The sequence below is a fragment of the Paenibacillus cremeus genome, assembly GCF_007786445.1.
Taxonomy (GTDB): domain Bacteria; phylum Bacillota; class Bacilli; order Paenibacillales; family NBRC-103111; genus Paenibacillus_G; species Paenibacillus_G cremeus.
Genome location: NZ_VNJI01000010.1, coordinates 63,313 through 88,369 on the forward strand (window position 1 = coordinate 63,313; position 25,057 = coordinate 88,369).

The following is a 25,057-nucleotide window of genomic DNA, read 5'->3' on the forward strand; positions in this document are numbered from 1 at the left end:
CTTACCATAAGCTCGCCTGCTTGGTTTTCTGAGCGACCTTATTGACGGCCACCAGGAGAATCAGGTTGATGACGGATTTGAACAAACCAATCGCAGCGGAATACGAGTAGTTCATCGCCTGCGAAGCCAATCCGACCTTGTACACATACGTATCAATGACTTCCGACGTCCGGATGTTCAGAGGGTTCTGCATCAGCAGCACCTTCTCGAACCCGACATCCAGCATATGGCCGGTATTCATGATGAGCATAATAATTGCAATTGGCATAATGCCGGGCAGATCGATGTGCCACATTCGCTGCATTTTGTTCGCACCATCCACGACAGCCGCTTCATGCAACGATGGATCGATGCTCGATAGTGCAGCCAAGTAAATGATGCAGGAAAATCCGACGCTCTGCCAAATGCCCGACCAGACGTAAATCGATTTGAAGTATTCCGGCTTTCCCATAAAGCTAACTGCATCGAAGCCCATCAGCTTGATGACGGTATTCACGATGCCATTGCGCGGATCCAGCAGCTCCAGAATGATGCCGACCATGACCACCACCGAGATAAAATGGGGCGCGTACGTAATCATCTGCACCGTTTTTTTGAACCAATGCTGGCGGACATAATTTAAGCTGAGCGCCAGAATGATGGGAAACGGAAAACCCGCCACCAGATTGTACACACTCAAAATAATCGTGTTACTCATGATTCTCCAGAAGTCATACGAGTTGAAAAACCGGGTGAATTGCTTAAAGCCTAACCACTCGCTCCCCCAGATGCCTTTCGTCACAACGAAATTTTTAAATGCAATTTGCGCGCCGTACATGGGTACATATTTAAAAATGAGGATGTAGATCACAGGCAGAGCAATCAGTGCGTACAGCTGCCATACCTTGCGGATCTTTTGAATCGGTGTTTGGCTCTTCGCCTTCACACGGGCCTCGGTGGATATCGTTGTTGCGGATTTAAGCGCTTCCAAATGTGCACCTCCTTTCGTTCGATCTCTACTTCCCAAGATAGCGGATGAGAGCAAGCGGCGTAAATGTGAAAGCCTGCATCTCGATGTGCAGGCCTTCAGAAATGGGAATGTGCAATTGTATATGCGATGTGCAATTCGTTAGAATACGCTTTCAAAGCGCTGTTTTAACGGCGAAACTCCGTCGTGCTGATCCCATTAATCCGCTTGAACGCCCGGCAAAACGTATTAGATGAGCTATAGCCCACCTGCACGGCAATCTCATACACCGGCAGATCCGTATGCGTGAGCAGCGCCTTCGCCTGCTTCATGCGCAAATCCTCCAAATAATCGGAGAAATTTACACCGGTCTGCTCCTTAAAAAATTGCGATAAATACCCTTTGGAAATATTCATTTGATCCGCCACCGAATCGAGGCACAGCTCCGATCTCGAGAAGCCCTCCTGCAGCAGCTTGATGATTTTTTCCAGCAGCTGAACGTTCTGACTTTTCTTATGCTCGTTGACGAAGCCGCACACCTGCCTGTAGGTGGACGTGAGAGACCGGTAGTTATGATCTAAGCCTTCATACGTAGACATATCTCCGGAAAAAGGCTTGAGCTGCTCCATCGCGGCCCCTTCATCCATCCCGACCTGAGGCAGCAGCTTGACGATCGTGCCCCACATTTCGTTCATAAACAGACGCAGCATCGGTACCGACAAACGCCGCTCCTCAAAATTGATCCTGTACAGCTCCTCCAGAAGCTCAATGACAGACGCTTGCTCACCAGCTTTGGCCAGATTGCTCAACCGATTTTCTAAGTCCGCCGGATAATAATAGCCGTTATTTTCCTTCGGCAGCTCCTCGAACCTCATAATGCCGCTTTGATTACGCCACAGCAAATATTCCAACGCTCGCTTTGCTTCCTCATAGGAACGAGACACGTTCATTAAATTTTCGTGCATGCCTCCAACACCGAAACGCGCGGCCATTTGGACATTCGCTTGGATTGAACGAGTGACATGGCTCATGAATTGATCTAATTGCCCTGTATGATCTGCCATGTAGCCCGGGCCAAAAGCAAACAGCAGCGCAATCTGATCCTCCGCCACATCATGCCAGTGCACTGTGCCGTTCGTCGCTTCTTGAATAATATCCTTGACGAGAACACGCTTGACCTCCAGCTTTTCCAGCTCATCACGATCAAGGCCTCCGTCATATCCACGCAGCTGCAAGATAGCTACCGCAAAGTAGCTGCCGTCCGTCTCGATCCCTACATGCTGCAGCCAGACCGGTACATCCTTCGGCGACACATATTCGCCCTTCAACAGCCGTTCGAACAGCGCTGCCTGCAAGAGAGGCGCTTGCTTCTCCAGCTTCCCCTGCATCTCCCGGTTGTTATCGATCAGCTGGGATACGGTATCCCGTATAAAACGGTACGCATCGGAGTACACCGCCACCTCCCGGTCGGAGCGCTCGCGAATCGTCTCCAGAATGCTCCTTAGCGGCCGACTGTTTCGGTAAGCGATTAAGTAAGCAATGAGCAGGCCGAGCGCCAAAAAGATAAACGCCATCGTAAACGTAATTTTTTTGATATACAGCACTTTTTCGAACACCACATGCACCGGCTGCGCCACCAGATACGTCCATCCGTTATACGCCGAGGTCGTGTAGGTCACCATCATTTCCTGTCCGCCGATCTCCTGCAAAATGGTCCCCTGCTTGCCAACCAGCTTGCTCCGATCCACAGGCAGTGCTTGAAGAGACGATGGCGCAGACGAAAGGGAGCTGACAATATCTCCGCTCGTGCTTACGATATACGCCCAGCCGCCCCCGGACAGGTCGAGGCCTTTAAACAGCTTTTGCACCTCCCGGTTGTCGACCGTGACCACGACCGCCCCCTGCGGTGCCCCAGGAAACCCCAGCGACTGAATATAGGTCAGCAGCGAGTACGGACTGCCGTTCACCGTCACCTCTTGCGCCGGCAGCACTTTCCGGTAATGATACGCGTCCATGAAGACGCTTTTCCACTGTCTGGCGTCCATAGCGACATATTGAAACGACTTGGAAAAATCCGAGAGCTTGTACGTGGTGCTTTCCGCCAGCACTAGCTCGCTATTTTTGAACAACACAAAATAATTGAACAGAAAATTGTTCGACAAGCTGAAATTGTAGATGCTCTTGCGAGTTTCGAGAATCGCGTACGTATTGGCGCCTTGAAAGGGCTCTTTAATATTTTGAAATTGCATGATGCGCGTATCGCTCACCAGCTGGTTGGCTATGGAAGCGATTTCAGAAAATCGACGATCAAGGTTTTCTTTGCTCTGCTGAAGCAGATTCAAATGCGCCGCCGTCACTTCCTTCTCGATCTCCTGCAGCGTTTGATTGTAAATGACCCATCCGACCAGGAGCGGCAGCAGCAAAAACAGCATGTTCGGTATCAGCAAACGCACAAACACTCCGTGACCACCAGGCTTGTTCCGTTTTACAGTCCACATACGGGCGGTTCCTCCTAGCGCTGAAACTTGAATTAATTGTAAGGCACTTTCTTCCAACCGACAACGTAAAAGAAAGTCGAATCCTGTTGAGGACTTCGGTCCTATTCGCTTTTGGATGCGTATCAGGAATGTGATACCATGAAGGGCAGCGGAGATGTAAAAGAAAACTGTTGCAACAGTCTCAGAGATTATGCTATAGTGTATCCCTGCCATTTTTAGGGAGTTCATTCGAAACGGAGGTATCAGACAGTGGAATCCGGTCTGCAAAGCGCTTATCAAGAGGAATTGGAACGTCTGGAATCAACGATTACCGAAATGGACACCCATCTAAAGATGCTGAAGGAGATCCCGCCCTACACCGGCCCAGATTTGACGGAGCAGGTGCTGGAATCGATCCGCGAGACGAAGCGGCACAGCTTGGCCCAAGCGATGCCGGAGCCGTACTTCGGCAGGCTGGACTTTCACGAAGCTGGGAAGAAGGAACCGACTCCATTATACATTGGCAAGTTCGGCGTGGAAAAAGCGGACTCCCCGGAGCTCATGGTCATTGATTGGCGCGCACCGGTCGCGAGTCTCTTTTATTCGTTCACGGGCGGAACGGATGCTGCAAGCTATCTTTCACCCGACGGAGTGATCGAGGGGCTCGTTTATTTGAAGCGGAACCTCGTGATCCGCAAACAATTACTAAAGCGGGTTGTCGACACGTTCGATCGTGAAAGCGATTCGATGGCCGTGACCGATGAATTTTTGCTGTACCGGCTCGGTGAAAACAAGGACAACAAGCTTCGGGACATCGTATCCACGATTCAAGCGGAGCAGGACGCTATTATACGCGCCGCCAAAAATAACGCCCTCGTCATCCAAGGGGTGGCGGGAAGCGGAAAAACGACCGTCGCCCTGCATCGGCTCGCCTTCTTGCTCTATCATTACCGCGATCAAGTGAAGGCGGAAAAAATGATTATTTTCGCTCCCAGCCGCATGTTTCTCGATTATATTTCCGGCGTGCTTCCGGAGCTCGGGGTCGGTCATATTCAGCAGACGACATTCGCTGACTGGTCGCTGGAGCTGCTTGAAAACGAAGTGAAGCTGGCTGATCCGGCCGAACGGCTGCGGTATTGGTTCAGCATCGGCCCGAACCGCCCCGTGATGGATGATTCGGCGCCAGGAAGGTTCAAGGGCTCACTTCAATTTCAAGCGTGGCTCGAGCGTGCACTGGATGCTTATGAGCAGCAAGCGGTGCCGCAGGCGGACTTCCTGCCATGGGAGCGGGCGAAGCTGCCCGCGGCCACGATTCGCGAATGGTACGACGTGGAGTACAAGCATGAGCCGCTGATGAAGCGTCGGGAACGAGTGCTTGCAAGAATGAAGCGCTGGATGGAGATGGAGCTCGAGAAGGTCTGGGAGGTTCATCTGCGCAAGGACTATAAGAAAAAAGGCGGCGAACGCCTTAGAGCCTACACCAAGCAATGGACGGCCTACACTCCGTTTACGTTCTATAAAGAGCTGTTTGATGCCGCTGCTCGCCCACCGTTTTTACCAGCGGAGGCACAGGCTTGGATTCCGGAAGCGATTCGTACCTCCACCGCTGCGGCGGCTAAGAAGAAGCAGGTGCAGACGGAAGACCTCGCTCCTCTGCTCCATATCCGCCAGCGCTTTGTCGGCATTCACGGCGAGCTTCGCTTCGATCACACCGTCATTGACGAAGCGCAGGATTTCTCTCCGTTCCAAGTCGCGGTCTTGGCGCTGCACACGAAGAACGGCTCGTTCTCCATCCTCGGCGATCTGTCGCAAGGCATTCACGCCTACCAAGGCGTGCAGGATTGGAATGAGCTGCTGTCGATGTTCGCGGAAGACAGCCGAGGCTATTTCACGCTCAATCGGAGCTACCGCTCGACGATGGAGATCATCTACTTCGCGAACGAAGTGCTGAAGCACGGGTTTGCTGAACCGCCGGCGCCGGCGGTTCCGGTGTTCCGCAGCGGCGAGCCGGTGGCGCTCGTGCAGGCGGGCGGCGCGGCCTTGGCGGCGCGCATCGCCGAGGCGGTCGCCGCGCACCGCAGCCGTGAAGGCGCCGGCACGCTGGCCGTGCTCGCCCGCACGGAGGAGCGCTGCCGCAAGCTGCACGCGGAGCTGGCCGCCGCCGGCTGCGAGGCGAACCTGATCGTGCCGGGGCAGCAGCAGTACCGAGGCGGCGTCTCGATCGTGCCGGTGTATATGGCCAAGGGATTAGAGTTCGATACGGTCTTTCTGATCGATGTCGATCCCGACCATTACACCGCTACGCCGCAGGATGCGAAGCTTCTCTACGTCGGCTGCACCCGTGCGCTGCACGAGCTGAAGCTCTTCTACAGCGACCAGCCTTCGCCGCTCATCGCGGAGATTGAAGGCGATTTCGCCGAACGAGCAGCCGCAGCTGCCAAATAAGAAGGCTACACTTAAAAAGCCGCTCATCCTCTGTAACATGAGGTACGAGCGGCTTTACTTATGTAGCAAAAAATTAGTTCAGCAATGATTGCAGTTCCTTCACCACATGCTGCGGGCGGCTGCCGTTCAGCGCTTCCACCAGATTGCGGGCGGCCAGCATCGCCATGTCAAAACGGGTTTGCGCCGTAGCCGATCCAATATGCGGGAGTGTGACCACGTTTGGCATTTTCAACAGCGGATTGTCTGGCTGGACCGGCTCCACGTCAAATACGTCAAGCCCTGCGCCGCGAATTTTACCGCTCTGAAGCGCTTCGATCATCGCGGCTTCATCCACGGTTTGGCCACGCGAGGCGTTGATGAAGAACGCAGTCGGCTTCATCAGCTCAAAATGCTCCTTGCGGATATAATGCACCGTCTTCGGCGTCAGCGGCGTCATCAGCACGACAAAGTCGGACTCACGCAGCAGCTCCTCCAGATCGCAGTACTGCGCGCCGTAGCGCTCCTCTGCCTCCGGACGACGGCTGCGGTTATAGTACCGCAGCTCCATGCCAAACCCATGAACGGCACGCTTGGCGATCGCGTCGCCGATGCGGCCCATACCAATGATTCCCAGCTTGGCATGGTGAACGTCCATCCCGAAATGCTCCTGCTCGTTCGTGCTGCTGCCCTTCTGCCACTTTCCGGCTTTTACCAGAGCGTCCAGCTCCGCAATTCGCCTGGAGGCGGACAGCATGAGAGCCAGCACGAGATCCGCTACCGTATCGTCGAGCACATACGGGGTATGCAGGCCGATCACTTCACGCGACCGCATCGCGTCCAAGTCAAAATGATTATAGCCTACGGAAATCGTGCTTACCGCACGCAGCTTCGGTGCATGGCCCAGCAGTTCATCGTCGACGAGACTGCCATGCGTGAGCAGACCTTCGACATCCTGAATGGCTTCAAGTAAACGCTCTCTTGGTGCAACGCCCGCTTCCTCCCACTGGGTACAATCGCAATGCTGATCCAAATAGGCCCGTACTTCCGCGGGAATCGGCTTTGTTATATAAACCTTCGGTCTGCTCATCGTCTGGTCGCCCTCCTGTGATTAGCCCTGCGCCGCGGCTTGCACCGCTTGCTGCTCTTGTGGAAGCACTTCGTTTAAGCTGCCTGAACGGTAGCCTTTCAGATCCAATGTTACATAGGCATAGCCAATCTCTTTAAGCTTCGCATGGACGGTATCCGCTACGGCGAGCACTTCCGCAAGCTCAGTAACCGGTACTTCGATCCGTGCCAAATTTTCATGCTGACGGACGCGAACTTGCCGGAAGCCGAGTTGAATGAGGAAATCTTCAGCCTGGTCGATCATGGATAGCTTCTGAGCTGTGATTACTTCCCCGTACGGAATACGCGAGGAGAGACAAGCAAAGGACGGCTTATCCCAAGTTTTCAACCCAAATTTGCGGGACAAATGGCGGATTTCCGATTTCTTAATCCCCGCTTCAAGCAGCGGCGCACGTACCCCACGCTCATGAGCTGCTTGCAAGCCAGGTCGATGCTCACCCAAGTCATCAGCGATCGCGCCAAACACAACATGCTCGAACCCGCGCTGCTTTGCGATGGGAATCAGGTGATCGAACAGCGAATTTTTGCAAAAATAGCACCGGTTCGTCGGATTCTCCGCATAGCCTGGGATATCCAGCTCGCTCGTATGAATGACCTCATGCGGCGCATTCAGCTGCTTGGCCAACTCGATGGCTTCATACTTTTCGCGCTCCGGATACGTTTCCGAATCGGCCGTAATGGCCAGGACATTCTCCGGACCCATAAATTCAAGCGCCGCCTTCAGCAAAAAAGCGCTGTCCACGCCGCCCGAAAACGCAACGACGACCTTGCCCATCGATTTTAAAATGTCGCCCAGCTGTTCGTACTTCTGCTCTATCTTTTGCTCCATGGATTCCATGGGGTATGCCTCCTGTCGCGGACGCGCACAGACGATGATGCTCTGCACACGTTTGCATTATCAGATTGAAAAACCTTCTAACCTATTATAGTCCCTTTTTCTTCCGAGCAAAAGGGGTTTTGCTTACTTTATAGAAGTCTCTTGATATCTTCTTCAATGGCGGACGGCTCTGTGCGCGCACTGAACTGTTTTACTACTTCCCCATCCTGATTCACTAGAAACTTCGCGAAGTTCCATTCGATGTCTCCTGTCTTATACGGCGCCGGCACATGCTCGACTAAGTATTGGAACAAGGGATGGGCGTTCTCCCCTTTAACATTCACTTTAGCAAACATGGGGAAGGTGACGTTGTAATTCAGCTCGCAAAATTGTTTGATCTCCGCCTCTGTCCCTGGCTCCTGACCGGCAAATTGATTACAAGGGAACCCGAGCACCGTGAAGCCGTGGTCTTGATAGGTTTCGTAGAGCTCCTGAAGCCCTTTGTAGTGAGGTGTGAGTCCGCAGGCACTGGCCGTATTGACGATTAGCAGCACCTTGCCTTTATAATCGGCGAGCGATTGGGTGGCTCCGTCGATGGTTTTTACTGTGAAGGAATGTACCGACATACTAATTATCCCCTTTGATCCAGAGTGGATTTGGATGTTACTGCAATCCCATTCATTGTACCATGATTCCACTGGGTGATAAACCCAAGTTCCAATTAGAGAAAAAACCGGCTGTCTGCTACAATAAGACACATGAATCTGTATGCGGGACAAAGGAGGCAGCACCTGAGTACTATGAATGAGTTCCAGACGATTAAGAGCAAATTAGAAGAAGCCTTCACTCTGCTTGAAGCCCGTTTCCTCGAACGTGAGGAGTTAATCCGGCTGCTGCTGCTCGGCCTCATGGCCGGGGAGAATACACTTTTGATCGGGCCGCCGGGCACCGCCAAATCACAATTGGCCCGAGCCATCTCCGAGCTGTTCGGCAGCGGTCGCTGGTTCGATTATTTGCTGACGCGGTTTACCACGCCGGATGAATTGTTCGGTCCCGTGTCGCTCCAGCAGCTTAAACAGGACCGATACGTGAGAAAGACCGACGGCTATTTGCCGGATGCGGATTTTGCGTTTCTCGATGAGATTTTTAAAGCGAACAGTGCGATTTTGAATGCGCTGCTGTCGATTTTGAACGAGCGGATCTTTTTTAACGGGCAGGATAAGCAAAGCGTTCCCCTGCTCTTCCTGATGGCCGCTTCTAATGAATTACCGGAAGAAAATGAGCAGCTGGCCGCCCTTTATGACCGGTTTTTGATTCGGTATGAGGTGGGGTATTTAAAGCATCTTTCGAGCTTCGAGCAGCTGTTCCAACTGCCGGGGGAGCCGCTGCCCGAGCTGTTGTCCATGCGAGACATCGGTGCTATTCGTCAAGCCGCCGACCAGATCGTCATCCCGGAAGGCTTAATCTACATGCTGTATCAACTCAAAACGGCCATGGAAGCCAAGGAATACACCCTCTCCGACCGCCGTCTGCGTAAAATCGGCCACGTCTGGAAAACCTCTGCAGCTCTGAACGGGCGTACCGAAGTGAATGTGTGGGATACCGTCTATACGCTGCACATGCTCTGGGATTTGCCGGAGGATGCTCCCGCGCTGCAGGAGCAGTTTCAGAAGGTGTTTCAGGATGCGCTTAAGCAAGAGACGGAACGAGAGCTGCCGCTTCGCCGCTATGAACAGATCGCACGCCACTGGGCGGACAAAGAAGATGAGCTGCATGCCTTTCAATTTAAAAAAGAAGTCGGCGGCCGCATGAGCAAGGAGGATCAGGAAAAAGCGAAAGCCAATCTGGAGGAGTGCCGACTGGAGCTAGAAGAAACCGCCCGCGAGCTCCGCGGTAAGCTGACAGGGTGGCTCCAGCGCGAGCAAGATTTGCCGGGCTACATCCGCAACCGCAATTTTCTTCTTTTACATACGGCGCAGTACGCGGTGAAGTATACGCATCTGCGTATTCAGGGCGAGCGGATTCTGCAAACGATGCAGGGGCTGTACCGTACGCTGTTTGACCGTGATATTCCTGGTGTGCAGTATGATTACACTTTGTAGCCTAACGGCTTGGGCTTCGGAGGTGAAAGCAGCACGATGATCATCCGCTCGGCGCGCATTGACCGCTACGTCTTTGACGGCTTCGTTCATTCCTCACGTACAGCGCAGGAATGGATTCGCGAAGCACAGGCGAACACGCCTTGGTTTTCCATTGAGCTGTTCGCCGACTTTTTCATGAGCTTCTACTTGAAGCAGCCGGAGGTGGAGCGCGGCGCTGGGACGGCTACGCCCTTTCACCGCTGGATTGTTCTGCAGCTGCAGAAGCAATATTTTTACCACACGATTCATCCCCGCACGGTTGGTGAGGTGAATGCATCCTTCAAAACCGCGTTAAAGGCGCTCATGTGGCTGACGGCAAGCTTCACGGAGGAAGTGAAGCGCCGCAAGCAAGAGGAGCAGCAGCTGCGGACGATCGGGCTTGGCGAGAAGCAGCAGCATGGGGAGGAAACGTCGCAGATCAATGAGCATTTGTCGGATAAGCAGATTGAGCAGCTTCGGCTGATCGGCTACACCCTGCAGCAGGGTAAGCGCAATGTGGAAGAAAAGCAAGCGGCGCAGGATTTGCGTCCGCTGGCGGAAACGGAAATTGCGGAGCTGAAGGCGAGAGTGCGTTCCTTGCAGGAAGAGATGCGCACCGACTTCGTCCGGCGGGATAAACTGCGTGTAAAGCTGCAGAAGGCCGAAGCCGAGCTTACCCAACGGGAGAAGCAGCTGGAGCGCTTTACTCGCAAGGAGCAGGAAACCTTCCGGCAGCTGGAGGAGCAGCTCGGCGCCTGGCTTGCCCGCTCGCTCAAGGAGTCGCTCGGACAGGAGGAGCAGGACTCCCTGAACGTCTTCGAGCTGCTACAGGCGAGCCAGCAAATTGCCAATCGCCGCTGGGGCAGCGATCTGGGCCGTCTGCACCGGCAGGAATTCGCCAACTACATGCAGTGGGTCGAGAAGCTGAAACGTCACCCGGAGCTCATCGCCTTCCTCCAAGAGGTCGGACGGCAGGTACAGCACCTCAAGGCGCAGCGCAAGAAAACCCGCTCGCCCCGCATCCCTGAAAGCTATGATGATCTACGGCAATCCGACGACATCACGCACATGCTGCCGAGCGAAGCGAGCCTGCTGGCCGATGAGGATTACGAAGCGTATTTCACCGTCAAGTGGCTGGAGCGGAAGCTGCTTACCTACACGATCTCCGGCTGGACGGAGGAGCCGCTGAAGGGCCCCGTGATCTGCATGCTGGACACGTCACACTCGATGCGCGGCTCCAAGCTCCGGCTCGCGCAGGTGTTTGTCGCCACGTTCGCAGCGTTCAGCCTGCTCGAACGGCGCGACTTCGTGCTGCTGCTGTTCGGCGCCCGCGGCGAGCTCATCGAGCATCCGCTCTCCTGGCGGAAGCCCGACTGGCCCGCGTTCTACGCTTTCGCGCAGCTCACCTTCGGCGGCGGCACGCACTTCGACGCCCCGCTCCGGCGGGGCATCGAGCTTGTGACCGCGCAGCCGCGATACCATGACGCCGATTTCGTCATGGTCACGGACGGCGTCGGCGCCGTCTCGCCTCCGGTGCGCCAGCAGCTTGGCGAGCTGGGGCGCTCGAAGCAGGTGCGCCTGCACACGCTGATCATTGGCACGGCCCGCCAGCATCTCGCCCAGCGCTACGATATTCTCGGCGTCTCGCACGACGTGCGGTTCGCCGCCACGTGGGAGACACAGGCCAGCGGCGAGCTGCTGCTGGACGTGGTCGGAAAGCGTACGGCGAGCACCGCTCAGGTGCCTGCAGTGAAAGGCTGAGACATTGTCAGCCGGTTGGTTTCGTGGTAAAAAAGACCCACCGAGGCGGTAACCTTAGGGTGGGTCTTTCACTTTTTCTTGTAGTTGTTTGCGATGTATGTTAACTAAACACCGCTTCCCGCTCTTCCTCCATGATCTTCCGCATCAGCCGCTCCATCAGCACGTCCAGCGGCTCCGGCGCCAGCAGCTCGATCGGCGAGATCCCGCGCTCAAACTGCACAAAGTCGCCTTCCAGCACGACCACATACCGATCGCCGTGCTTGGCAATATGCAAGCGGTCGCCAAAGTCGGCCAGCATCGCTCTCACAGCCATATGGCCCAGCTTCAGCTTCAGCTCGAGGTCCGGCTTCTGCTCCACCATGATCGAGGCGGCCTCCACGACCTGCTGCGGCTCCCACTTTTCCTGCAGCTCGCGCTTGTCACTGTGGGCCCACAGCTCGATCTCCTCCATCTCGCGCTCCTTCGCCTCCGGCTGATCCTCAAACTCCTGCTCGACGTACTGATGCACGAAGCCCAGCACCTGCTCATTCATCAGCTCCGGTACAGACTTTTCATACTCGACGTATTTGAGGAAATCCTCGAAGTACCGCGCATGCGACGACTGATGAATTTTCAGCTCCCATGCCTCGATCATCCCCGGCTCCGGCATATGCGGGTACATGATGGACTTCATATTTTTCGCGTTGATCGCCATTTCCACCTGATTCAGCAGGCTGCGCTCATCGGTAATCCGGGCAATTTTAGATTCGAAGTCACATTTGAACACAAACAGAAAAGGCTCATCAAACAGCTCATTCAGCTTCGCCCGCACGATGAACATCGCTCCGCCGCGGATCGCGCTGGCATCCATATAGGTCGTGACCAATTCGTCCGCATGGCCCATATATTGGTCGAGCGTCGCGGCCGTACGCAGTCTAGCGAACAGGTTATAGTTCGGATTCGTGTCCAAATCATAGCCCGGCTCTGCAATAAAGCGGCCGATCTTGGTCGGTACTTGCTCAGCCTTCGGGTTCCGCTCAGCTTTTCGCTTCGCCGTCTTGGAAAACTCGCCATTCAAAAACGAGCTCAGCTCGCTCTCCGCATAATCGTCCCCGTCCATCGTCACGTAATGCTTGGAGCGCTTCCCGCTCGTTCCTTCTTCTCCGTCCACTTGAATGACAAAAAATGAGATATACTCCACATCAAACCTCATGCCGTGTGCGTCTCCTTTGACCCTATCGATTCCATAACAGACTATTAGTATACTATATGAATCCATAGAGATCATAGAGGAAAAATGGCACATCCAACAGAAGTTAAGGCGTTAACTCAAACATCTGTTCACGCTTCGGACCGACGGAAATCCACCGAATACGCACACCGATGAGCCGTTCAATAGTACGCACATATGCCTGGGCTTGCTCCGGCAGCTCCTCAAAGGACTGCACTTGAGAAATATCCGACTTCCAGCCTGGCAGCACCGTCAGCTCTGGCTTCGCCCCATCCAGCAAGCTGGTTACAGGGAATCGTTCCGTGCGAACGCCATCAGCCATCCGGTAAGCCGTGCAAATCGGAATCTCTTCTAGATATCCGAGCACATCCAGGTTCGTCAGAGCCACCTCCGTCGCCCCCTGCACCTGACAGCCGTAACGCGTGGCCACCGCATCGAACCAGCCCATCCGGCGGGGACGCCCCGTGGTTGCGCCAAATTCGCCCGCATCGCCTCCGCGTCTGCGCAGTTCGTCCGCTTCGCCTCCCGCGAGCTCCGTTACGAATGGACCGGTGCCGACACAGCTGGAGTACGCTTTGACTACGGCCGTAATGCGGTCAATGGCATACGGTGGCAGCCCGGCCCCTACAGCGGCGAAACCCGCAAGCGTAGAAGACGAGGTTGAAAAAGGATAGATGCCATGATCGGGATCACGCAGCGCTCCTAACTGGCCTTCTACGACAATCCGTTCCCCGCGAGCCAGCGCATGATGAAGCAGCTCCGTCGTGTCGCACAAATACGGCTGCAGCTGCTCCCCCTCACGTACCAGCCGCTCCACCAGCACCGCGACATCCAGCTTCGGCTTTCCGTACCATTGCTCCAGCAGTACATTTTTGGCCGCAACCGCCATTTCGATCCGCTCTCTCAGCCGCTCTGGATGGCTTAATTCTCCCGCCTGAATGCCCAATTTGGCGTATTTATCCGCATAAAATGGCGCAATCCCCTTGCGTGTCGATCCGAAGCCGCGAGCACCCAGTCTCTCTTCCTCGATACCGTCGAACAGCACATGGTAAGGCAGCACCAGCTGAACACGGTCCGACACGCACAGCTTTGGCGCAGGCACTCCACCAGCCTCCAGCATCGCAAGCTCCGCCATCAATTCCGATACGTTCAGCGCTACGCCGGGACCGATCACATTCGTCACATGCGGATAAAACACCCCCGAAGGCAGCAGGTGCAGCGAAAACTTCCCATACGAATTAATGATGGTATGCCCGGCATTGCTTCCCCCCTGATAGCGCACCACAACATCTGCTTCAGCCGCGAATACATCGGTCACCTTCCCTTTTCCTTCGTCTCCCCAATTGGCGCCTACGACTGCCGTTACACTCATTTCCGTTCCCCTTTTCCACTTGAGTTAATGGTTACACTCATATTATATTAGAGGTATATAGCATAAAAAAAATGAATAATGTTTATATCCATCATAAACGAGGTTTATATCATGCTAGCGAATATGGAATGGTACCGCGTGTTTTATTTTGTCGCCAAATCAGGCAATATTTCAAAGGCCGCAGAGGAGCTGTATCTCACTCAGCCAGCTGTCAGCCACTCCATCAAGCAGCTGGAGAAAAAGCTGGGCGGTCAGCTTTTTTTCCGCACCTCCAAGGGCGTTACTCTCACAGCCGAAGGTGAGGTTTTGTTCAAATATATCGTGCAGGCGTATCACTTCATGGAAACCGGCGAGCGAAAAATCAGCGAAATGCAGCAGCTCATGGCAGGGGAAGTAAAAATCGGCGCGGGCGATACGCTCAGCCGCCATTATTTGCTCCCGCATCTGGAGCGGTTCCATCATCAATTTCCGGCCATTAAGCTGCAGGTGACGAATCGGACTACAAGAGAGACCATAGCCCTGCTGAAGGAAGGAAAAATCGATTTCGGCATCGTCCACTTACCCATTGAGGATAAACAGCTGATCGTCCGCGAGGGGCAGCGCATTCAAGACTGCTTTGTGGCCGGAGTCAGGTATCGCGGCATCGCCGAGCACCCTGTTTCGCTCAGCAAGCTGCTCGAGCATCCCATCATCCTCCTGGAGCATGGCAGCAGCACCCGCCGGTACATCGATCGGTATGCGGAGCAGCAGGGGCATGTCCTGCACCCTGAGATCGAGCTTGGAAGCGTCGACCTGCTCGTCCAATTTGCCCAGATCGGCCTTGGCATCGCATGTGTCGTGAAAGATTTTATAACCGACGAGCTCGAAAGAGGCAGCTTGTTCGAGATCCAGCTTGAGCCTCCGATCCCGCCGCGCCACATTGGCTTGATTACGTTAAAAGACGTCCCCGTCTCCGCCGCCGCCCGTCATTTGATGGCCATGCTGCCGTAACCATTGCCCCACCTCTAGCAAACAAAAAAAGAGCTGTCCAATCCGCAATGGAGGACTGCTCTTTTCTGTAGCTACGAGCGGTTATTGAATGACTCCGCATGCAATGCGCGAGCCCGAATTGCCGGACGGATCTGTCTTATAATCGTCGGCCTTCTCATGAATGACGAGCGAGGTGCCTCCCTCTTTGAGAAGCGAGTTCGGTTGATTTTTCTCCAGTGTAACCATTTTGCTGACGAACGAGAACTTCGCTTTGCCATCCGCACCGGCCACCAGATTCGGAAGATCGCCGGCATGCGGTCCTTCCGGATTTTCTACGCCGTGTTTTTTGTGAGCCGGATTGAAATGCGCGCCCGCCGAGTCAAAATTCGGACCGACGCACTTCCCGTTCTCATGCACATGGATGCCATGGGTGCCTTCCGGCAAATTCATCGCATCCACGTCAAATTGAACCCCGCCGTTCACCTGTGTCAGCGTGGCCTTCCCAATGGATGTTCCCTTCGCGCCGAGCAAATCCACGTTCACTACGGCTGCTGGGCTTTCCTTGGCCGTCACGGACGACGAGTTCATATTCATGTTCATGTGATCCGCCGAAGCGGCATGCTCGTTGTGCTCATCAGGGCTCGTTACCGTAGCTTTGGCCCCGCCCAATCCGAGCCACGAATGCGGCTCTCCATGACATCCGCTAAGCACCAAGCTCAATGCCGCCGACAATCCAGCCATTTTTACCCACGATTTCATCGTACAACCTCCCTATTGTTGCCTTGATTACCTCTGTTCCAAGTACAATAGATCAGTGTAACCAGAAACGGGAAGTGTAAACGTGGGGACCCTCTCAAATCGACTGCAAGCTTACCGTATAAAAGGATTTTTCCACTCCATCAGCATGGCATAGTTGAGAGAGTCTTCGTCCTCAAGATAGCCGGCAACGAGTTTGACAGGCGTTCGGCCGCAGCGCAGCAAAAAGCTCATCACCGGATCCCTCAGCTCTCCGGCCAGCACCGCTTCCGCATACTGCACCGCCGTCATCGTATCCGCATGCTCGTGATAGCCAGGCAGACGTCCACCGCCGAGCAGACGCTCCAGCTTCAGTTGCACGACTACCTCGTACATCGACTGCATCAGCCATTTGCCCAGTCCCAGCTTGCGGTACATCGGTCGGACGCTAACGTCGACAATATAGAGTGTATTGCCGTCAGGCTTATGATTTCGGATATATCCGGCATCCGTAATCTCCTCCCACGTATGTTCCGCATGGGACGGGTCGAAGTCAACGACCAGCCCCGTAATCGAAGCCGCCGGCTCGCCGTCAATTTCAACACACAGCGCGCCTTCGGGGAACAAGTGAACATGATTCGCAAGCTGCTCCTTGGTCCACCACAGCTCGGACGGAAACGGGGGCGGGAAGCTTTCCTGCTGAATTCGAATCAAACCGTCAAAATCGCGCTCCGTATAATTACGGATGACAGCCATAACCGGCTTCCCCTCAGGGCCCCGTTCGAACACATAGAGCTCTTTTCGGAAAGCATTCGATGCCATAAGCTCACCTCTCCCGCTTTCTACTAGCTTAGCTCCAATCCGTATACAAATCCGTCCGCCGGTCGCGCCAGGTCGTTACGGAGCCTTTCTCCCGCACCTCGTATAGAAGCGCCAGATCCAGATCGCCGGTGATGACCATATCTCCGTTAACTTCGCCTGCCGTCATAATGCCGCCTGGAGGAAATGGCACATCGTTCGGGGTGATGATCGCCGCCTGCCCATAGTTCCCCCGCATAAAATCAACCGTCGGCAAAGAGCCCACCGTTCCCGTCGTAACGACGTAAACCTGATTCTCGATCGTTCGCGCATGACAAGTGTACCGAACGCGATGGAAGCCATGCCGATCATCCGTGCAGGACGGGCAAAAAATCACATCCGCCCCTTTAGCCTTCGCCATCCGCACAATCTCCGGAAATTCGATATCGTAGCAGATCAGAATGGCAATCCGGCCTTTATCCGTATCGAACACCTGCAGTCCGTCCCCTGCTGCCATGCTCCATTCTTTCACTTCCGTCGGGGTAATATGCAGCTTGCGCTGCTCCGCTACCCGGCCATCCGGATAAAACAAGTACGCCGAATTATATAATCGGCCATTTTCTTCGATGATGTGAGTACCACCGATCAGATGCATCCCCGTATCTGCTGTAAGCTTCTTGAACAGCTCCATATACTGCTCCGTAAAGCCTGGAAGTGCCTCAATCGAGAGCGCCTCTCTTGAGCCATTGCCCTTGCCGATCGACAGAAGCTGGGTAGTAAACAGCTCGGGAAACAACACAAAGTCCGCTTCGAACTCCGCCGCTGTTTTTACATAATGCTCCACCTGCTGCGCAAACTCCTCAAAGCTATGAATCGTATGTAGATGATACTGCACTGCCGATACTCTCAGCTTACTCACAGACTTCCCTCTTCCTTCCCTTGACCGGTCTCATCCGGCATCTCTTCAATCGGATCAAAAAATAAAATATGCGGCTTCTTCACGCACCAGGTCGTCATCGACCGCTGGTTTGGCACAAGCACCGTCTTGATCGGCTCCAGCAGCTGTCCATGGAGCTTTTCCGTGCAGCGCAGCAGCATGTCCTCCGTGACGAGAAACCGCTCGCTCCCATCCGGAAGGCCGTAGCGACCCGAGCCAAGCGGCCTGACCTGCTCCTCCATCCCAATGCCCGAAGCCGTACGAACAAAAAGCAGCCCCCCGGGCTTCAGCACGCGCCATAGCTCAGACACCATCTGCTGAAAGTGACTTTCATGATCGGCAAAATGCAGCACCGCGCAGGAGATGACCACGTCGAAGCTGTCGTTGGCGAAGCTCATTTTTTCAACCGGCTCGACTCGAAACCTTTCGTTCCCTTGCAGCGCGAAATCCGCCAGCTTAACCGCATGCCGCCGGACGGCTTGCACCGCCTCCTCCGATCGGTCCACCGCAAACACATCATAGCTTTCCCTCAAAAAGTAAATCAAGTTACGCCCCTCGCCGCAGCCCGCATCTAATAGGCGCATGCCCGGCTCGATTCGCCCCTTTTGAAGCTGATCAAACAAATAAATATCGATATGTCCGAACTGTTCGTTTACCTTCATCTCTCCTGCTCCAATCACTTCCAAATCTTAGCGTTAGTGCAGTCATTATACCATTGGAATAGCAAGAAAACCACGGTTTTAAGCAAATCGAGCCGGCTTCCAAGGGGGGGCTTCTACATGAAAAAAGACACCCTCGACAAAGCAGCGTGGGCCGCTTTCTTACGAGGATGCCTTAGAGTGATTACTCTACGTTTTCGAGCCAGCTCAGCTCATCGCGGGTCAGCTTGATCTCTGCCCCTTGTCGGCAGGACTCCAGCTCTTCCGGCGTTTGCGCTCCGATCAGCGCGCAGGTTGGGAACGGTTGGTTCAGCACGTAGGCAAGCGCGATCTGAATCGTGCTGACGCCCTTCTCCTCAGCGAGCTGCCCTGCACGGCGCAGGCGCTCCCAGTTGGCGTCGCTGTAGAAGACGCGAACCATATCCGCGTTGTCGCGCACCTCCGGCGAGAATCGGCCGGTGAAGAAGCCGCGCGCTTGCGAGGACCAGGACAGCAGCGGCAGCTGCTTTTGCTCGTGATACGCGCAATCCGATGCATTCGCCGAGATGCAGCCGGCCCAGAACGGCTCCTTCGGCTTCGCAAGGCTCAGATTCGGGCTGCTGAACGTAAAGCCCTGCAGTCCGTTCTCCGCCGCGTAGTCGTTCGCTTCCTGCAGCCGCTGCACAGACCAGTTCGAGCCGCCAATCGCCTTGATCTTGCCCGCCCGGATATGCTCATTCAGCGCATCAATGATGACGCTCACAGGTACGGCTGGATCATCGCGGTGCAGTGCGTAGAGATCGATGTAATCCGTGCCGAGGCGCTCCAGGCTGTCGCTCAAGTCGCTGGCAATCGCTTGTGGATTGACGCGTGGGCCGTCGCGGTTATGATGCGCGCCCTTAGTCAAAATAACAACCTCCGACCGGTTGCCGCGGTCTTTGAGCCATTGACCGATCGCGACCTCGCTCTCGCCGCCGCAGTAAATGTGCGCCGTATCGATTGTGTTGCCGCCAATGGCAAAGTATCCGTCCAGCACCGTGCATACCTTCTCATACACATTCGGACGGAAAAAATCCGACCCCTGAATCAAGCATGATACCGGCTTATCCAAGCCTTCAATTTGAATGGTTCTCATCTCTCCCGGTCCCCCTCTTAGAGTTCTACACGACGGCGTTCTCTCGCCGAAGTGAGACAAGCGTCTACTACGCGCATATTCGCAATCGAATCCGATGCCGGATATGGCAGCGGCTCCCCGTACATCACGCAGCGAGCGAATGCGTCCGCTTGCAGTGCATAATGATTCACCTTTGGAACCTCGACTTCCCTGCGTCCTTCTTTGGTAATAACGGCAAAGTTATCGCCTTCGTTCAGCCCTACGACATAGGCGCGAGAAAACTCAATCCGGCCGTCGGTACCGAGAATTTCCAGCGTATTACGTCCGGAGCTCCACATGCCGCAGTCGAACGTAAGGGCTACGCCGCCGGAGAACTCCAGCAAGCCCGACGCCATCATGTCCACATTGTCATGCTCTGGAGAGAAGAATGCGTGCATCGTCGCCGCCTCCGGCTCCCGTCCCAGAATCATGCGTGCTGCTGTAATCGGGTAAACCCCAACATCATACAGCGAGCCGCCGCCCATGAAGTTTTTGAAGCGGACATTGGCTTTGTTCGCTGCGCTATTGAAAGTAAACGCCCCGTGTATGCCTCGAATGTCACCAATCTCACCGGAAGCGATAATATCTCGAACCATGGCGTAACGCGGATGATAGCGGTACATGAACGCTTCGGCGAATACGACGCCCTCTTTCTCGCAAGCGGCCTTCATTTCTTCCATCTCCGCTGCGTTCAGCGCGGCCGGCTTCTCGCACAGCACATGCTTGCCTGCTTCAGCGGCGCGAATCGTCCATTCCTTGTGCAGATGGTTCGGCAGCGGAATATAGACGGCGTCGATGTCCTTGTCCGCCAGCAGCTCCTCATAGCTTCCGTAGGCTTTGGGAATGTTCAGCTTGGCAGCGGTCTCCTGCGCTTTCTCCAGTCCGCGGCTTGCAATCGCCGTGACTTCACCCGTTTCGGAAATTTGCGTTCCCGGAATTACTGAACGGATGGCAATGCCCGCACAGCCTAGTACACCCCAGCGAAGCTTCTTTGCAGTCATGTTTGTAGCGCTCCTTCTATGTATGAATTAGTATGATATTGTCATTATATTTAACGTCCATTAAAATGAAAATAGAAACTTTTTGCGATCAACTAACACTATTTTGTCATAGGATGGGATTCCCTCATGAGACACCATAAGCAGCTCCCCACGCTAAATGATCACGAGTACTTAATTCTTCCGGAGTCCGTAGGCTGGTACTGGGATTTCCCCGAGCATTCGGTGTATCGGGCTGCTGGATCGCTTAACAATTTCAGCATCCATTTGGTCTTGGACGGTAAAGGCTACGTGCAAACGGAGAAAATTACGCATACCCTACAGCGCGGAGATGCTTTCTTGTATTTTCCCATGCAGGAGCAGCGGTACTGGACCAGCGACGAGGAGCCCTGGAATGTGCGGTGGGTTCATTTTTACGGCAAACCCTTAACCGACTACATGCGTGAAAAAGATTTCCATCTCTCGCCCTTGTGGACGATGCGCCAATGGAAGCCGCTGGAGCAGGCGCTTGATCAGCTGCTTACGGAGGTCGAGGAGAATGCATTTTTACAGCTGCCTCGGCTGTCTACACTCACCTATGCGGCGCTGACGGAATTCGTCGCCAATGCCATTCCGCATACCTCATCCAAAAGCATCGAGATCGATCAACGGATACTCGACCTGCTGCCGACGATGCGGAACTCCGCTTGTCAGCCCTTTGAGTTGGATTATTGGGCGGAGCAGGCCGGGGTCAGCACATATTATTTTTGCAAATTGTTTAAAAAAGCGACCCAAATGACGCCGATGACCTTCATTACGCTAAGCCGGCTGCAGTTCAGTAAGCAGTGGCTGCTAGAGAACAAAGAGCTGACCGTTCGGGAAATCGCTCTGCAGGCAGGCTATCCCAGCGTCAGCTATTTCAATAAACGATTTTTGGAGCAGGAGGGCATGACACCGACCGATTACCGCGAGCTGTACCACAAAGATTAAGGAAAGCGTCACAATGTGTTACAATGGTAGCTGGTCTTTACGTATCGGTCATTAGCTAAAGGAGTTTTGAACATGAGCAAATCATTAGTTTTGGCGGAAAAGCCCAGTGTGGCCAAGGAAATTGCCCGGGTGCTCGGCTGCCATCAGAAGCATAAGCATTACATGGAAGGACCGGACTATGTCGTCACTTGGGCTTTAGGGCATCTGGTGACGCTGGCTGAGCCTGAAGATTACGATCCAAAGTTTAAAACGTGGAATTTAGAGGACCTGCCCCTCGTACCCGACAAAATGAAGCTGAAGCTGATCCGCGAAACAACGCCGCAGTACAAAGCAATCGCCCAGCTGGCACAGCGCAGCGATTTGGCGGAGCTGATCATTGCCACCGACGCCGGCCGGGAAGGCGAGCTCGTTGCCCGCTGGATCATGGAGATGATCCGGTGGAAAAAGCCGTTCAAGCGGCTATGGATTTCGTCGCAGACGGATAAAGCGATTCGCGAAGGCTTCGCCTCGCTTAAGCCGGGCAAAGCCTACGATGCTTTGTACCGCTCGGCGGTGTGCCGTGCAGAGGCCGATTGGCTGATCGGGCTCAATATTACGCGTGCGCTGACCTGCAAGCATCAAGCGCAGCTGGCGGCTGGCCGCGTCCAAACGCCGACGCTGGCTGCCTTAATGGAGCGCGAGCGGCAAATTAAGAGCTTCCAGTCGAAGGACTACTGGATGCTGCGTGCGCAGCTTGGCTCGTTCCAGGCCGTTTGGCGAAGCGCCTCCGTACCGGACGGCCGACTGTTTGACCAAGCTGCTGCCGACAGCCTCCTGGAGCGGCTCAATAAAGCGCGCTCCGCTAAGGTGGCGCAGCTGAAGATGAACGAGAAGAGCGAGCCGCATCCGCTGGCCTACGATTTGACCGAGCTGCAGCGCGATGCGAATAAGCGCTTCGGCTTCTCCGCGAAGCAAACGTCCAATGTGCTGCAAAAGTTATACGAGCAGCATAAGCTCGTTACGTACCCGCGGACGGATTCGCGCTACTTGTCCTCGGATATGACCGCGACGCTGCCAGGGCGGCTGGAAGCGCTCCAGGTGCAGCCCTACGGCACTCTGGTGAAGCCGTTGCTTCGCAAGCCGCTGCCGATCACCAAACGGATCGTCGACGATAGCAAGGTGTCTGATCATCATGCGATCATTCCGACTGACGAGCGTCCGCAGCTTCACGCGTTAAGCGCCGATGAGCGTAAGCTGTACGACCTGATCGTGCGGCGGTTTATCAGCTTGTTCTACCCTGCCTTCCGTTATAACGAAACTGCCGTCACCCTTGACATCGGCGGCGAAATGTTTCATGCCAAAGGTCGGGTGACCGTCGACGCCGGATGGAAGGCCCTTCACGGCCAGCAGGATGGCCTCGGCGGCAGCGGAAGTGACTATGATAGCGACGAGGATGAGGACAACGCCGCAGAAGACGCCGCCTCCACCAGGCAGTCGCTCCCTCCGCTTCAGGTCGGCAGCGAGCTGAAAGAGTTCCGTCTCGCACTCCAAAAGCAGTTCACAAAGCCGCCCGGTCGCTATACCGAAGCTGCGCTGTTGACCGTGATGGAGAAGAATCATCTAGGAACACCGGCCACCCGCGCGGACATTATTGAGAAGCTGCTGCAGACCGATACAATCGAGCGCAAAATGAATACGCTCCAGCCCACCGGCAAAGGAACGCAGCTGATCGAGCTGGTGGTCCCAGAGCTTCGCTCAGCGGACCTGACCGCTGCGTGGGAGCAAGAGCTGGAGCGGATTTCCAAGGGTCAAGGCGATGCGGAGAAATTCATGACGCAAATTCGCCAGCAAACCGCCGCCATTGTAAAGCAGGTCAAAAATAGCGACGCCGAATACAAGCCGCATAACATTACTCATTCGCGCTGCCCGGAATGCAGCCAGCCGCTGCAGGAAATCAAAAGCAAACGCGGCAAGCGTCTGGCCTGTATCAACCGGGAGTGCAGCTACCAGCGCGCGGCGGAGCCGACGATGCTGAATAAGCGCTGCCCGCAGTGCCATAAGAAGATGGAGCTTCACACCGGTAAAGCGGGTAAATACGCGCAATGCCGACCGTGCAACGTGATTGAGATGCTGAATGATTCCGCTAGCGGCGGCGGACGCGGCGCTAAGCGCCAGCAAGCACAGATGGCGAAGGAATTCAGTGATAACGTGTCGCTGTCCTCCGGTCTCGGCGATGCTCTCAAAGCCGCGCTGCAAAAGCAGGAAGAGAAGTAATCAGTTATAGTCCTTCGCACAACCAAAAAACCTGGTCCCACAAAAGTGGAGGCCAGGTTTCTTCATTTAAATCAAATATTCCGACAGCCGCGGACGCACCGTCTTCGTATAGTAGTCTCGCAGCTGCTCCTTCTCCAGCTCCGTGAACTGGTATTCGCAATCTCGGTCCTCATCCTGCGGCACGATTTGCACAATATCGCCGCTATGCGTACAGATGATTAGCGCCGACAGCTCCTCGATGCCTTCCGGCAGTTCCCCGCCTGGCGCCAACTCGAATCGCAGCGTCACGTCCATCCATTGTGAGTCCCTCAATTCCGCCTCGGCCTGCAAATGAATGAAGCGCAGCTCCGAAACCTCGCTTGAACCATAAGTCATCATGCGCCGCTCACCTGCCCTTTTCCTTGCCTAACAAATCTTTCAGCGCATCCTCGAGCAGCGAATACTCAAAAATAAACCCTTTGCTGTTAGCCACTATGGGAAGCACAGCCTGGCTTTCCAGCAGCACGGTCGACATCTCTCCAAACATCAGCTTCAATAAGAACGCAGGCACTGGGAAACGATACGGCTTCTTCAGCACTTTGGCAAGCTCACGGCCAAATTCCTCATTCGATACCGCAAACGCCGTCACCGCATTCACCGGTCCTTCGATTTCCTCATCCTGAATACAGAAATCAATCAATCGGCACAAATCATTAATGTGAATAAACGACATTTTCTGCCTACCGGAGCCGATTCGCCCTCCGAAGCCCAGCTTGAACGGCTTCATCAATTGCGGCAGAGCGCCACCATCCGTCCCTAGGACAATCCCGATTCGCAGCAGCACTACACGGGTGTCTGGAATATGCTCCGCCGCCATTTCCCATTGATCCAGAACCTGAGAGAGGAAGCCTTCGACCTTTAGCTCGCTGTCTTCCATAAATACGTTCTCTTCAGAGCTGCCATAAATCGATATGCCGGAGGCATTAATAAGCACCGGCTTTTTTTCCAGCCGCTCGATGATACTGCTAACCCTCGCAACCGCATCCAATCGCGACTGCATAATGCGTTCCTTCGCCGACTTCGTCCAGCGCTGGTTGATCGTTTCGCCCGCCAGATTGACGATCGCATCGACGCCTTCGAGCGGCATTACATTTGTCTCCAGCTCTGACCAAGTCATGTGTCGTATCAACGGATTTTCCGTCCGCTTTTTCTTGTCACGGGAAATGTGGATAATCGACGCCTTTTGCTCCAAATAATATTTCGTCAGGTGCTGACCGATAAACCCGCTAGCTCCTGTAATCGCCACTTTCATTTGCTCTTCCTCCACCTGCTCAATTAGTCGACGGATCAACTTATCTGTATAATAATTAGGTTTA

21 protein-coding genes are annotated in these 25,057 nt (G+C 54.6%); 6 read left to right on the forward strand and 15 right to left on the reverse strand.

Going from position 1 to position 25,057, the window contains the following annotated elements:
- Position 1: 1 nt before the first annotated feature.
- Together FPZ49_RS10015 and FPZ49_RS10020 are read right to left on the reverse strand one after the other, a co-directional pair.
- Entirely contained in the window at positions 2 to 970 is a 969-nt protein-coding gene (locus FPZ49_RS10015; RefSeq protein ID WP_261381342.1) for an ABC transporter permease, read from the reverse strand.
- Positions 971 to 1,134: 164 nt separating this feature from the next.
- Positions 1,135 to 3,444, reverse strand: a complete 2,310-nt coding sequence (locus FPZ49_RS10020; protein WP_186445714.1) for a helix-turn-helix domain-containing protein — start codon at positions 3,442 to 3,444, stop codon at positions 1,135 to 1,137.
- A 249-nt stretch (positions 3,445 to 3,693) separates the two neighbouring features.
- Here FPZ49_RS10020 and FPZ49_RS10025 point away from each other — a divergent pair, with 249 nt between their 5' ends.
- The gene (locus FPZ49_RS10025) at positions 3,694 to 5,868 is read left to right on the forward strand and encodes a HelD family protein (RefSeq protein ID WP_144846084.1); all 2,175 of its coding nucleotides are present in this window, start codon (positions 3,694 to 3,696) and stop codon (positions 5,866 to 5,868) included.
- Between the two features lie 73 nt (positions 5,869 to 5,941).
- Here FPZ49_RS10025 and FPZ49_RS10030 read toward each other — a convergent pair whose 3' ends face one another.
- The 3 genes from FPZ49_RS10030 to FPZ49_RS10040 all read right to left on the reverse strand — a co-directional run bounded on the left by FPZ49_RS10030 (position 5,942) and on the right by FPZ49_RS10040 (position 8,415).
- A complete protein-coding gene (locus FPZ49_RS10030) occupies positions 5,942 to 6,934 on the reverse strand; it encodes a 2-hydroxyacid dehydrogenase (RefSeq protein ID WP_144846086.1) in 993 nt (330 codons plus the stop codon).
- Positions 6,935 to 6,955: 21 nt separating this feature from the next.
- Positions 6,956 to 7,810 carry an ATP-dependent sacrificial sulfur transferase LarE gene (gene larE / locus FPZ49_RS10035; protein ID WP_144846088.1) on the reverse strand — a complete coding sequence of 285 codons (855 nt, stop codon included), beginning with the start codon at positions 7,808 to 7,810 and terminating at the stop codon, positions 6,956 to 6,958.
- 128 nt (positions 7,811 to 7,938) lie between these two features.
- Positions 7,939 to 8,415 carry a glutathione peroxidase gene (locus FPZ49_RS10040; RefSeq protein WP_144846090.1) on the reverse strand — a complete coding sequence of 159 codons (477 nt, stop codon included), beginning with the start codon at positions 8,413 to 8,415 and terminating at the stop codon, positions 7,939 to 7,941.
- A 174-nt stretch (positions 8,416 to 8,589) separates the two neighbouring features.
- Between FPZ49_RS10040 and FPZ49_RS10045 the strand changes: the two genes are divergently transcribed.
- Complete coding sequence (locus FPZ49_RS10045; protein ID WP_144846092.1) at positions 8,590 to 9,891, forward strand: AAA family ATPase; 1,302 nt, start codon at positions 8,590 to 8,592, stop codon at positions 9,889 to 9,891.
- 36 nt (positions 9,892 to 9,927) lie between these two features.
- Complete coding sequence (locus FPZ49_RS10050; protein WP_144846094.1) at positions 9,928 to 11,670, forward strand: vWA domain-containing protein; 1,743 nt, start codon at positions 9,928 to 9,930, stop codon at positions 11,668 to 11,670.
- A 100-nt stretch (positions 11,671 to 11,770) separates the two neighbouring features.
- Here the strand turns inward: FPZ49_RS10050 and FPZ49_RS10055 are convergent, their stop codons facing one another.
- On the reverse strand, positions 11,771 to 12,862 hold the full coding sequence (locus FPZ49_RS10055) for a DUF3900 domain-containing protein (protein ID WP_144846096.1): 1,092 nt from the start codon (positions 12,860 to 12,862) through the stop codon (positions 11,771 to 11,773).
- Positions 12,863 to 12,965: 103 nt separating this feature from the next.
- Positions 12,966 to 14,252: an adenylosuccinate synthase gene (locus FPZ49_RS10060; protein ID WP_144846098.1), complete on the reverse strand. Its 1,287-nt coding sequence runs from the start codon at positions 14,250 to 14,252 to the stop codon at positions 12,966 to 12,968.
- Between the two features lie 111 nt (positions 14,253 to 14,363).
- Between FPZ49_RS10060 and FPZ49_RS10065 the strand changes: the two genes are divergently transcribed.
- Positions 14,364 to 15,242 (forward strand): LysR family transcriptional regulator, encoded by an 879-nt coding sequence (locus FPZ49_RS10065; RefSeq protein WP_144846100.1) that lies wholly within the window; start codon positions 14,364 to 14,366, stop codon positions 15,240 to 15,242.
- Between the two features lie 81 nt (positions 15,243 to 15,323).
- Here the strand turns inward: FPZ49_RS10065 and FPZ49_RS10070 are convergent, their stop codons facing one another.
- The 6 genes from FPZ49_RS10070 to FPZ49_RS10095 form a co-directional block, all read right to left on the reverse strand.
- Positions 15,324 to 15,980 (reverse strand): superoxide dismutase family protein, encoded by a 657-nt coding sequence (locus FPZ49_RS10070; RefSeq protein WP_144846102.1) that lies wholly within the window; start codon positions 15,978 to 15,980, stop codon positions 15,324 to 15,326.
- A gap of 111 nt (positions 15,981 to 16,091) precedes the next feature.
- Positions 16,092 to 16,778 (reverse strand): GNAT family N-acetyltransferase, encoded by a 687-nt coding sequence (locus FPZ49_RS10075; protein WP_144846104.1) that lies wholly within the window; start codon positions 16,776 to 16,778, stop codon positions 16,092 to 16,094.
- Between the two features lie 28 nt (positions 16,779 to 16,806).
- A complete protein-coding gene (locus tag FPZ49_RS10080) occupies positions 16,807 to 17,673 on the reverse strand; it encodes a carbon-nitrogen hydrolase family protein (RefSeq protein ID WP_144846106.1) in 867 nt (288 codons plus the stop codon).
- Positions 17,670 to 18,353: a class I SAM-dependent methyltransferase gene (locus tag FPZ49_RS10085; RefSeq protein ID WP_144846108.1), complete on the reverse strand. Its 684-nt coding sequence runs from the start codon at positions 18,351 to 18,353 to the stop codon at positions 17,670 to 17,672. The genes FPZ49_RS10080 and FPZ49_RS10085 overlap by 4 nt, the downstream gene beginning before the upstream one ends.
- 181 nt (positions 18,354 to 18,534) lie before the next feature.
- A complete protein-coding gene (locus FPZ49_RS10090) occupies positions 18,535 to 19,464 on the reverse strand; it encodes an aldo/keto reductase (RefSeq protein WP_144846111.1) in 930 nt (309 codons plus the stop codon).
- Between the two features lie 17 nt (positions 19,465 to 19,481).
- Positions 19,482 to 20,483, reverse strand: a complete 1,002-nt coding sequence (locus FPZ49_RS10095) for a Gfo/Idh/MocA family protein (protein WP_144846113.1) — start codon at positions 20,481 to 20,483, stop codon at positions 19,482 to 19,484.
- A gap of 126 nt (positions 20,484 to 20,609) precedes the next feature.
- On the opposite strand from FPZ49_RS10095, the gene FPZ49_RS10100 reads away from it, so the two are divergent.
- Together FPZ49_RS10100 and FPZ49_RS10105 are read left to right on the forward strand one after the other, a co-directional pair.
- Positions 20,610 to 21,449, forward strand: a complete 840-nt coding sequence (locus tag FPZ49_RS10100) for an AraC family transcriptional regulator (RefSeq protein ID WP_144846115.1) — start codon at positions 20,610 to 20,612, stop codon at positions 21,447 to 21,449.
- A gap of 72 nt (positions 21,450 to 21,521) precedes the next feature.
- Positions 21,522 to 23,702, forward strand: a complete 2,181-nt coding sequence (locus tag FPZ49_RS10105) for a DNA topoisomerase III (protein ID WP_144846117.1) — start codon at positions 21,522 to 21,524, stop codon at positions 23,700 to 23,702.
- Positions 23,703 to 23,768: 66 nt separating this feature from the next.
- Here FPZ49_RS10105 and FPZ49_RS10110 read toward each other — a convergent pair whose 3' ends face one another.
- Positions 23,769 to 24,080, reverse strand: a complete 312-nt coding sequence (locus tag FPZ49_RS10110; protein WP_144846119.1) for a hypothetical protein — start codon at positions 24,078 to 24,080, stop codon at positions 23,769 to 23,771.
- A 7-nt stretch (positions 24,081 to 24,087) separates the two neighbouring features.
- The gene (locus FPZ49_RS10115; RefSeq protein ID WP_144846121.1) at positions 24,088 to 24,993 is read right to left on the reverse strand and encodes a TIGR01777 family oxidoreductase; all 906 of its coding nucleotides are present in this window, start codon (positions 24,991 to 24,993) and stop codon (positions 24,088 to 24,090) included.
- Positions 24,994 to 25,057 lie beyond the last annotated feature (64 nt).

Bases quoted from the DNA above. Each gene is read 5' to 3' on its own strand.
- FPZ49_RS10020 (WP_186445714.1), bottom strand. From the start codon at position 3,444: ATGTGGACTGTAAAACGGAACAAGCCTGGTGGTCACGGAGTGTTTGTG.
- FPZ49_RS10030 (WP_144846086.1), bottom strand. From the start codon at position 6,934: ATGAGCAGACCGAAGGTTTATATAACAAAGCCGATTCCCGCGGAAGTA.
- larE (WP_144846088.1), bottom strand. From the start codon at position 7,810: ATGGAATCCATGGAGCAAAAGATAGAGCAGAAGTACGAACAGCTGGGC.
- FPZ49_RS10040 (WP_144846090.1), bottom strand. From the start codon at position 8,415: ATGTCGGTACATTCCTTCACAGTAAAAACCATCGACGGAGCCACCCAA.
- FPZ49_RS10045 (WP_144846092.1), top strand. From the start codon at position 8,590: ATGAATGAGTTCCAGACGATTAAGAGCAAATTAGAAGAAGCCTTCACT.
- FPZ49_RS10050 (WP_144846094.1), top strand. From the start codon at position 9,928: ATGATCATCCGCTCGGCGCGCATTGACCGCTACGTCTTTGACGGCTTC.
- FPZ49_RS10055 (WP_144846096.1), bottom strand. From the start codon at position 12,862: ATGAGGTTTGATGTGGAGTATATCTCATTTTTTGTCATTCAAGTGGAC.
- FPZ49_RS10060 (WP_144846098.1), bottom strand. From the start codon at position 14,252: ATGAGTGTAACGGCAGTCGTAGGCGCCAATTGGGGAGACGAAGGAAAA.
- FPZ49_RS10065 (WP_144846100.1), top strand. From the start codon at position 14,364: ATGCTAGCGAATATGGAATGGTACCGCGTGTTTTATTTTGTCGCCAAA.
- FPZ49_RS10070 (WP_144846102.1), bottom strand. From the start codon at position 15,980: ATGAAATCGTGGGTAAAAATGGCTGGATTGTCGGCGGCATTGAGCTTG.
- FPZ49_RS10075 (WP_144846104.1), bottom strand. From the start codon at position 16,778: ATGGCATCGAATGCTTTCCGAAAAGAGCTCTATGTGTTCGAACGGGGC.
- FPZ49_RS10085 (WP_144846108.1), bottom strand. From the start codon at position 18,353: ATGAAGGTAAACGAACAGTTCGGACATATCGATATTTATTTGTTTGAT.
- FPZ49_RS10090 (WP_144846111.1), bottom strand. From the start codon at position 19,464: ATGAGAACCATTCAAATTGAAGGCTTGGATAAGCCGGTATCATGCTTG.
- FPZ49_RS10095 (WP_144846113.1), bottom strand. From the start codon at position 20,483: ATGACTGCAAAGAAGCTTCGCTGGGGTGTACTAGGCTGTGCGGGCATT.
- FPZ49_RS10100 (WP_144846115.1), top strand. From the start codon at position 20,610: ATGAGACACCATAAGCAGCTCCCCACGCTAAATGATCACGAGTACTTA.
- FPZ49_RS10105 (WP_144846117.1), top strand. From the start codon at position 21,522: ATGAGCAAATCATTAGTTTTGGCGGAAAAGCCCAGTGTGGCCAAGGAA.
- FPZ49_RS10110 (WP_144846119.1), bottom strand. From the start codon at position 24,080: ATGATGACTTATGGTTCAAGCGAGGTTTCGGAGCTGCGCTTCATTCAT.
- FPZ49_RS10115 (WP_144846121.1), bottom strand. From the start codon at position 24,993: ATGAAAGTGGCGATTACAGGAGCTAGCGGGTTTATCGGTCAGCACCTG.